This is a genomic window from Bacillus cereus group sp. BfR-BA-01382 (assembly GCF_022663475.1).
In the GTDB taxonomy this organism is placed as follows: Bacteria; Bacillota; Bacilli; order Bacillales; family Bacillaceae_G; genus Bacillus_A; species Bacillus_A thuringiensis_S.
In genome coordinates this window covers 1-7,184 of sequence record NZ_JAKUFQ010000165.1, presented here as the reverse complement: position 1 = coordinate 7,184, position 7,184 = coordinate 1, and the positions used below count along the sequence as shown (strand labels likewise).

Here is a 7,184-nt window from a genome sequence, read left to right as displayed (position 1 = left end):
GCATGTAAAGGGAGAGAGAGGATTTAAATGCGTTTTTAGGTTTTTTAAGAAAAATAAAAAGGGTAGCCATTATTTACGACTTAACCCTTTGTCTACGACCTGACGAATTGCTTCATTTCGATTCTTCAGCTTATTTTCATGCCAGTAATTTTCTATTTGTTCTACTTGTTCTTTTGTAAAAGTAACTAAAATTTGAGTGTACTTGTCTTTATTAACAGCCATATAGCAACCTCCTCTATAAAAAATATTATAAGTTATATAACTTTATTGAGGAGGTTATTACATGGAACGGAAAGTTAAAAAGATGATGGCTGATCTTCAATTTATTATGAATCATGGTCAAATCAGTGTAGATTTTATAGATCAAGGATATAAAAGAATGCTTTTTAGTGCATTAGAAGCTACCGGAAAAGGTTTAATGTGCATACCAATGAACATAATGAAACAACCTTGTTCTTAGAGTTAGTTTAGTAAATTTACACAATGAGGGGCTGTTAATAATGGAGCAGTTAACGATTTTTGACGTAATGGATGAAACTAAAAATAAGCTTTATGAGGTATTAGAGAAAAATGGATTAGATTATAAGATTCATAAGTACTATTTATATTCAGATTATCAGGTAGCTGTTCAATATTACTATATAAGTGCAACTGATAATATAATTAGGGTGTTTTTGCCCATCCCCCGAAAAAGGAGAATAATACAAAATATACCAATTGAACACTGGATAGATTGGGATTCAGCCGAGATACGTGTAAAAACGGATTATAGTTTCTTCAGTAGTTTTTCAAGTGAAAATGCTTACATCACGATAAACAAAAAGCCAATTTCCTGCATGTGAGGGAAATTGGCTTTTTGCTCATAATTTACGAATAGGACTAGTAAGAGAGATAATAACTTCAATGACCTTTGTAGTTGATGCCAAAATAAATATTGCAACCGGATTAAAATCGGAAATTAATCCACCTACTAGTGCTCCTAATGGCATAGCCAAACGAGTAAGCACACGTGAAAATCCTAAAACTCTTCCCTGCATATTGGTGGGGACTGTTTCCTGTCGGACGGATGCTACAATAGTATTCCAGGCTATATTACAAATCATAGCAAGACCAAATGAAATGCCCGGCGCAAGCCAATATTCACTCCATATTGCATAGGTCAATCCAATTGCTCCCACAGCAAGAAGGGTTGGAATAAGGATTCCCCTTCGAAAGCGTTGTTCAAGTGGAATAACAATGATACTTCCTAAAAGACCACCTACCCCAATTAAAGTATAATTAATCCCACTTTCTTCAGCAGATAGATTTAATGTAGAAAGTAAATAATACATAAGCCCACCTAATACAGCGCTAGCGCCAAAGTTTCCCACCATTGCTTGAAGAGATAAAGCAAGGTTAAGGCGATCATTCATTAACCATTTTAGCCCTTCTCTCATATCATTCCTTATAGTTTGCAATGGCGTTTTTGCTCTATCTGTAGGTTTCTTCTTTTCTAATTTTGGCAATAGTAATACAGCAACTAGAGTAGCCATAAAAGAGATAGCATTTATCCAGAGGGCATTAATCCCACCCATTAAAGCAATTATAATACCGGATAATGTGGGCCCTGCTAAACTAGCAATTTGATTAACCATTTGGTATGCGGAATTGGCTCGTGTTAACGATGGACCTGCAATTTGTGGAATTACTGTAATAGTCGCTACGTCAAATAACATCGATAGTACGGCTAAAATAAAAGAAATAGCATATAGATGCCATAGTTGAAGTACGCTCAAGTTATACAGGAGAGGAATTAAGGATACTAAAATAATACATCCTGCATCAGCAACCCACATTAATTTCCGCCGATCAAAACGATCCACTACTACTCCTACGATTGGACCAAATAAAACAATAGGTAACACACCGATAGCAAAAAGTGAACTCATAATTATTGCTGATCCAGTTAACTTATAGGCAATCCAAGGAAGAGCAAACGTATAAAGGGAATCACCTATCCTGGAAATCAGTAAACCAAAAATAAAAATCACGTAGGTACTAGGAAAATGTGTAGTTTTTGAAACTAGATTTCTGCTTTGTGCATTCGGTTTCAACGATGAGTTAAAGTTTGTTTCTTTCTTCATTATCGACTCTAATTTACCTCCTTTTTTAGTAGCAAAACTTATATTAACTGGCAGTAAGCCCCTTACTTATCAAATATTTAATAAAGTATAAAATTCTTTAAAATACAAAGGTATCCCTTCTTTTAATCAATTATTCATTTTGCTGTAAGTGCCTCTTTATGCTAAGTTAACGTTTGTCACAATATAAAACTTCTACCTTTTTGTTACGTTGATTGTTTATAAATTGGTATTTTATGTATTATACCTTCTTTTCGGGGGATGGGAAAAAACAACCAATTATTGATTTGTGTCTCTCGGATTTTCCAGAAATTTTCGCTATCCATAAAGGGTTTAGTGATAAAGAAATTAAAAAATTTACAAATGGAACTTATAAGTCTAAATAAATAACAAAGTAATGGAGGAATGAAGAATGAAGATTGCTGTATCTGAGTGGAAAGCGTTGAAAAAAGAGACAAAGTTAAAGCTATTGCGTTATGCGATGTTAGAAAGCAAGTATAAGTATGCAAAATAAAAGCTCTTCATTTGCAAAAGCAAACAAAGAGCATAGTCATGAGTGACCGTCTAGGAAAGAAATTGGCAGATTTCTTTCCTCTATATTTAACATATATAAAGTTGTAGAGAAAAGGGGGCGTGTATAATGGAAGAAGGTCGTATTTCCTTCCAGCAAGGGTTTAAAGAATTTCTTATAATGATGGTCTGTTTTTGGTTCATTATGTTTCTCGTGTATGGTGAAAGCCTGTTACAATAGTAAAGAATAACTTGGGTACAAATTGATAATGAAATGGGGAAATATGCTGGATGAAAGCAACCGGAATGACTAGAAAAGTAGATGAATTAGGACGTGTAGTACTTCCAAAGGAACTTAGAAATACACTGGGTATTAAAGAAAAATCACCATTAGAGATTTTTGTAGAAGGGGAAGGTATTATTTTACAGAAGTATCAGCCTGGTGGTGTTTGTGCATTAACAGGAGAAGTGTCAAATCGCAACATGGCATTAGCAAATGGTAAGATAACATTAAGTCCAGAAGGTGCAGAACTATTACTAAAAGAAATAGAACAGTATCTTGTAAAATAAGTGCTCCTTTCAAGGGGCTTTTTTTAATGGTCAACATAATAATTTCACGTACCGTAATGATTAAAAACAAAAAAACACAATAAAAGTCTACATTTTATCTTGTGTAGACTTAATCAGCTAAATGGAGAATGTATTGTATATTTTGGATAGATTTCTTGCGAAATATGTCCCTAAAGCAGTATTTCGATTTAAATGTGATACGATAGTGATATATTCGTTTTGCTAGTAAAAGGGGATGAGTGTCGATGAAAACCCACATAAAAGTAAATGGAAAAATCCTTCAAACAAATAAAAAATGGTCACATCTCAAGCAAAGACAAAGGCAACATATTTCTAATTGGTTACGTAGAGAATATACACAGTTTGTAAAAACACATTATAGAAAACCTAAAAAGTATGAACATGATGAGATTCTTCATGAAGTGATGGATCAAATACATGAACGTGAAATTTGGATTCCTAATGGTGAAGTAAAAAGATATTATCTAAGCAAAATAGGAAAATGGTTTAGAAAAATAGAAAGTGAATGGGAATCACAAATATCCAACAGTGAAAACCAACAGGTATTAGAAGAAAAGTAAATAGGGGCACGGCAACGATTCTTTCTTTTTGGGGCCACTTAATAAAATAGCCACAATCTATGTATAAATAGTCAGAATCAAAAGAACATCCCAATAGGGTTTACTCTATTGGGATGTTTCTTCGATTATTTAATTAAAAGAGATAGAGTGAAAATCATGTAAGAAATACATGTAAGTAACACCAGAAAGAATATAAGCTTCGTATTAGATACATATTGTTCTATTCTTTTTCTCATTTCAATTTTTTACTTTTTCAACTTGGAAGGATCAATTTGAATTTGTCCCTTCCAAGATCCAGCTACCTTTCCAATTTTATTTATATTTACATCTAATGTAAGTGGCTGCTTGAAGGAATCTTTCCCCTCAGGACCTTCCACAAATGTAAGGACACTTTCTGGTCGATCTTTATCACGAATACCTACATGATCTAATTCTTGCCCTGCCGCTTTTAGCTTGAATGGCAAGCCATTTTCTCCTTGAATAAATGGTAATTGTGAGAAGCTACCATCTTTTCCGTAGTACTCTGGGTTTTCCTCTTGTTGTCCATTTTCCTTGCCTTCACTTTTAAGATTTAATCCCGTTGTATCAAATTCATACGGTACTAAACTTCCATCTGCTTTTTCAATTTTATAATGAACAGATATACGTGAATCTGCCACATATAATTCTTTGAAATGTACCGTAACACCTTGATCTGTGATTTTCTCATCAATCGGAATGTATTGGCCATTTTTCATCATATCTTGTGTGACACCATTTTCATCTTGCATACCTTCATTTACAACCTTATCATTTGAAACTTCATTCGAAAAATAGGAAGCAACATTCGTCGCTGCCACTCGTACTTGTGGAATCATAGCTGTTGTGAAAAGTCCTGCTGCAGCTACCGCCGCATACATAATTCGTTTTGAGTTTTTGTTCATATTCGTAAACAATCCCTTCTTCTGTTCAGTTTTTTCATTTATATAAGAAACATTTTCTAGTTTTGTGCGACTTTCAAATGTTTTCCATGCTTGGTCGATATCAATGTTAATGTTAATGTCTTGTGATGAGTGTATAGTTTCTTCTTCTAACATGACATGTTCCCATTGATTTAATTTACTAATTTCAAGTAATGTATCTTTACATACTTCACATGTATCTAGATGTTTTGTAAATTCTTTTCTTGTATGATGAGGAAGCTCCCCATCTATAAATGCTTGAACCAACCCTTTATCATAACAATTCATTTGTTATGCCCCCTCTACTTGTTTATACATCTTACGAAACTTCTGTTTGGCTCGGACCAATAGTGTTCCAACAGAAGATATGTCGATATGAAGTACGTCTGCGATTTCTTTATATTGAAAACCAGAAAATTTCATTAACAATATGGTTCGATCTCGTTCATTCATATTACTAAGTACGTTTTGCACTTTTGTAATCTCTTCTTTTCTAATCCAATCATCATCTAATGATGGGATAGGTTGAACCTCATGATATTGTATCGTTTTATCTATTCTCGCCTGATGTCTTTTTTCAGATCGTAGATATTTATATGCAACATAAGTAGAAGATTTTATGAGCCAACCAGGTACATTTTCAATTGTTTTCCAATCATTTCTATATAGCTGTAAAAATACTTCTTGTGCTAATTCTTCAGCAATAGGCTGATTTTTAACAATCCATAGAATTTGTTTCACAACGTAAACGTAGTATTGTTTAAATAAGTCTTCAAATGTTACATCTGAGACAGGCCTTTCTTCCTTTTTTATCTTTAACATGTCAGTTAAAACCTCACTCTCATTTGATGCCTGTATTATAAAGAACCCAGAAAGACGAGTTTTGTGACAAAAATGTTTATTTTTTTATTATGTACGAAAAAAAGCATTCATCTTTCAAGTAGATGAATGCAAAAATTAGAATCATTTTGAGTTTTTCTTCCTATCCTTATCAAAAGATACATGAATTCAAAACATAAGTAATTTATCCTATTTTCTTTTAAAACCGTAAAAGGAGGTATCTTCTGGAGATAAAAATAGTATTTAAAATTTAATGTGTTTTTTATAAGTGGCCCCAAAAAGAAGGAATCGTTGCCGTGCCCCAAATACAAAGAAACCAGGGGGGCGCATTTCATGTTTAATTTACAAGAAGATATGTATAAACAATTGAAAGAAAAAAAAGGGGAAGTTACTGTATTTTTAATGAATGGTGTTCCAATACGTGGGCAGATCCTTGCAACAGATAAATTTACCGTCCTAATGATGGCTCATGGTAAACAACAACTAATCTACAAACAAGCAATCTCTACACTTGCTATTTAATGGGTACCGCCAGCATTTCGGAAAAAAACATGCTAAGAGCATGCAAGATTTTATACAGTTTTTTGGCTAATCCAATCACAAACAAGAGCCCTGAACCCACGCCAGGACAAGAATGTATAAAAAGATGAATTAGGTTATAGAAAAAGAAAAAGGCGAACCCCTACTTTCAAAGGGGATTCGCCTTTTTCTTGCTACCGATAATGAGACGTTATGTTAACTGAACATGTATACAATATTCATGAACCCAAAGTAATTAAAATATGCTTTGGGTTTTGTTTTTCCAAAATAAAGTGTAAATATATCTTTACATTTATGATGTTTTTATATAATCTATTAGTAAAGATATCTTTACATTGCAGGTGAAACGATGGCTGTAAAAAATAGAATTAAAGAATTACGAGTACAACATGAAATTACACAAATTCAAATGGCGAAGGACTTACAGGTTACAAGACAAACGATTGTAGCTATTGAAAATAATCACTACAACCCAAGTTTAGAATTAGCACTAAAAATAGCCCATTACTTTAATCTAAAAATGGAGGACATTTTTACACTTGAATAGTTTTGAAATAAGGGAGCGAGAGAACAATGCAGATACAAAAACAAGACGAAATGGAACAATATCATGTAGCAAAAGCCAGTAAAAATGCGTTCATGGTCTATACTGTTTTATTACTCATTTGGTCGTTATACGATAACTTTAAAAATGGTCATTTAGGAAATGCTTTTTTGATTTTATCAATAGGGAATGCAGTGTATTTTTGGACACTCGTTGTACAAAAAAGAAAAATAGAACGCTTTGAAGAAACAGATGACTCTGATACAACAATAAAATTTGTAAAAAGAAACAAACATTTTATTATATGGGCAGTTATCTTAATTGTTATAACTGTTATTGGATTACTTACAAAGTAAAAGGAAAAAGTAACTTCCGAGAACGATCATTATGTAAATAAGCTGTCCATATGGACAGCTTATTATATTTTTTGCTTAGCGTGGGTTTTTTCTGAAATGCTGGCGATACCCCTATTAACTCTTCACGAGACAAGTAAACGGACCTTTATTTAATACTTAAATTATTATTCCGATTTTTACCA

General features: G+C 33.0%; 10 protein-coding genes and 1 pseudogene. 7 read left to right on the top strand and 4 right to left on the bottom strand.

Going from position 1 to position 7,184, the window contains the following annotated elements; genetic code table 11:
- Positions 1-69: 69 nt before the first annotated feature.
- The gene (locus tag MR160_RS32195; RefSeq protein ID WP_172794261.1) at positions 70-222 is read right to left on the bottom strand and encodes a ribbon-helix-helix domain-containing protein; all 153 of its coding nucleotides are present in this window, start codon (positions 220-222) and stop codon (positions 70-72) included.
- Between the two features lie 61 nt (positions 223-283).
- Between MR160_RS32195 and MR160_RS32190 the strand changes: the two are divergent.
- Both MR160_RS32190 and MR160_RS32185 read left to right on the top strand, forming a co-directional pair.
- Positions 284-471: pseudogene (locus MR160_RS32190) on the top strand (hypothetical protein).
- A gap of 29 nt (positions 472-500) precedes the next feature.
- Entirely contained in the window at positions 501-842 is a 342-nt protein-coding gene (locus tag MR160_RS32185) for a hypothetical protein (RefSeq protein WP_242299084.1), read from the top strand.
- An 18-nt stretch (positions 843-860) separates the two neighbouring features.
- On the opposite strand, the gene MR160_RS32180 is transcribed toward MR160_RS32185, so the two are convergent.
- Entirely contained in the window at positions 861-2,123 is a 1,263-nt protein-coding gene (locus tag MR160_RS32180; protein ID WP_242299083.1) for an MFS transporter, read from the bottom strand.
- 798 nt (positions 2,124-2,921) lie between these two features.
- On the opposite strand from MR160_RS32180, the gene MR160_RS32175 reads away from it, so the two are divergent.
- Both MR160_RS32175 and MR160_RS32170 read left to right on the top strand, forming a co-directional pair.
- Positions 2,922-3,200 carry an AbrB/MazE/SpoVT family DNA-binding domain-containing protein gene (locus MR160_RS32175; protein WP_242299082.1) on the top strand — a complete coding sequence of 93 codons (279 nt, stop codon included), beginning with the start codon at positions 2,922-2,924 and terminating at the stop codon, positions 3,198-3,200.
- 245 nt (positions 3,201-3,445) lie between these two features.
- On the top strand, positions 3,446-3,781 hold the full coding sequence (locus tag MR160_RS32170; RefSeq protein WP_242299081.1) for a transposase: 336 nt from the start codon (positions 3,446-3,448) through the stop codon (positions 3,779-3,781).
- Positions 3,782-4,026: 245 nt separating this feature from the next.
- On the opposite strand, the gene MR160_RS32165 is transcribed toward MR160_RS32170, so the two are convergent.
- Both MR160_RS32165 and MR160_RS32160 read right to left on the bottom strand, forming a co-directional pair.
- Positions 4,027-5,010 (bottom strand): DUF4179 domain-containing protein, encoded by a 984-nt coding sequence (locus MR160_RS32165; RefSeq protein WP_242299080.1) that lies wholly within the window; start codon positions 5,008-5,010, stop codon positions 4,027-4,029.
- A gap of 3 nt (positions 5,011-5,013) precedes the next feature.
- Positions 5,014-5,544: an RNA polymerase sigma factor SigX gene (locus tag MR160_RS32160; protein WP_242299079.1), complete on the bottom strand. Its 531-nt coding sequence runs from the start codon at positions 5,542-5,544 to the stop codon at positions 5,014-5,016.
- Between the two features lie 351 nt (positions 5,545-5,895).
- Here MR160_RS32160 and hfq point away from each other — a divergent pair, with 351 nt between their 5' ends.
- The 3 genes from hfq to MR160_RS32145 all read left to right on the top strand — a co-directional run bounded on the left by hfq (position 5,896) and on the right by MR160_RS32145 (position 7,002).
- Positions 5,896-6,084 (top strand): RNA chaperone Hfq, encoded by a 189-nt coding sequence (gene hfq, locus MR160_RS32155; protein ID WP_242299078.1) that lies wholly within the window; start codon positions 5,896-5,898, stop codon positions 6,082-6,084.
- Positions 6,085-6,451: 367 nt separating this feature from the next.
- Positions 6,452-6,649: a helix-turn-helix transcriptional regulator gene (locus MR160_RS32150; protein ID WP_002090667.1), complete on the top strand. Its 198-nt coding sequence runs from the start codon at positions 6,452-6,454 to the stop codon at positions 6,647-6,649.
- A 26-nt stretch (positions 6,650-6,675) separates the two neighbouring features.
- Positions 6,676-7,002 (top strand): hypothetical protein, encoded by a 327-nt coding sequence (locus MR160_RS32145; RefSeq protein WP_113769050.1) that lies wholly within the window; start codon positions 6,676-6,678, stop codon positions 7,000-7,002.
- Positions 7,003-7,184: the final 182 nt, after the last annotated feature.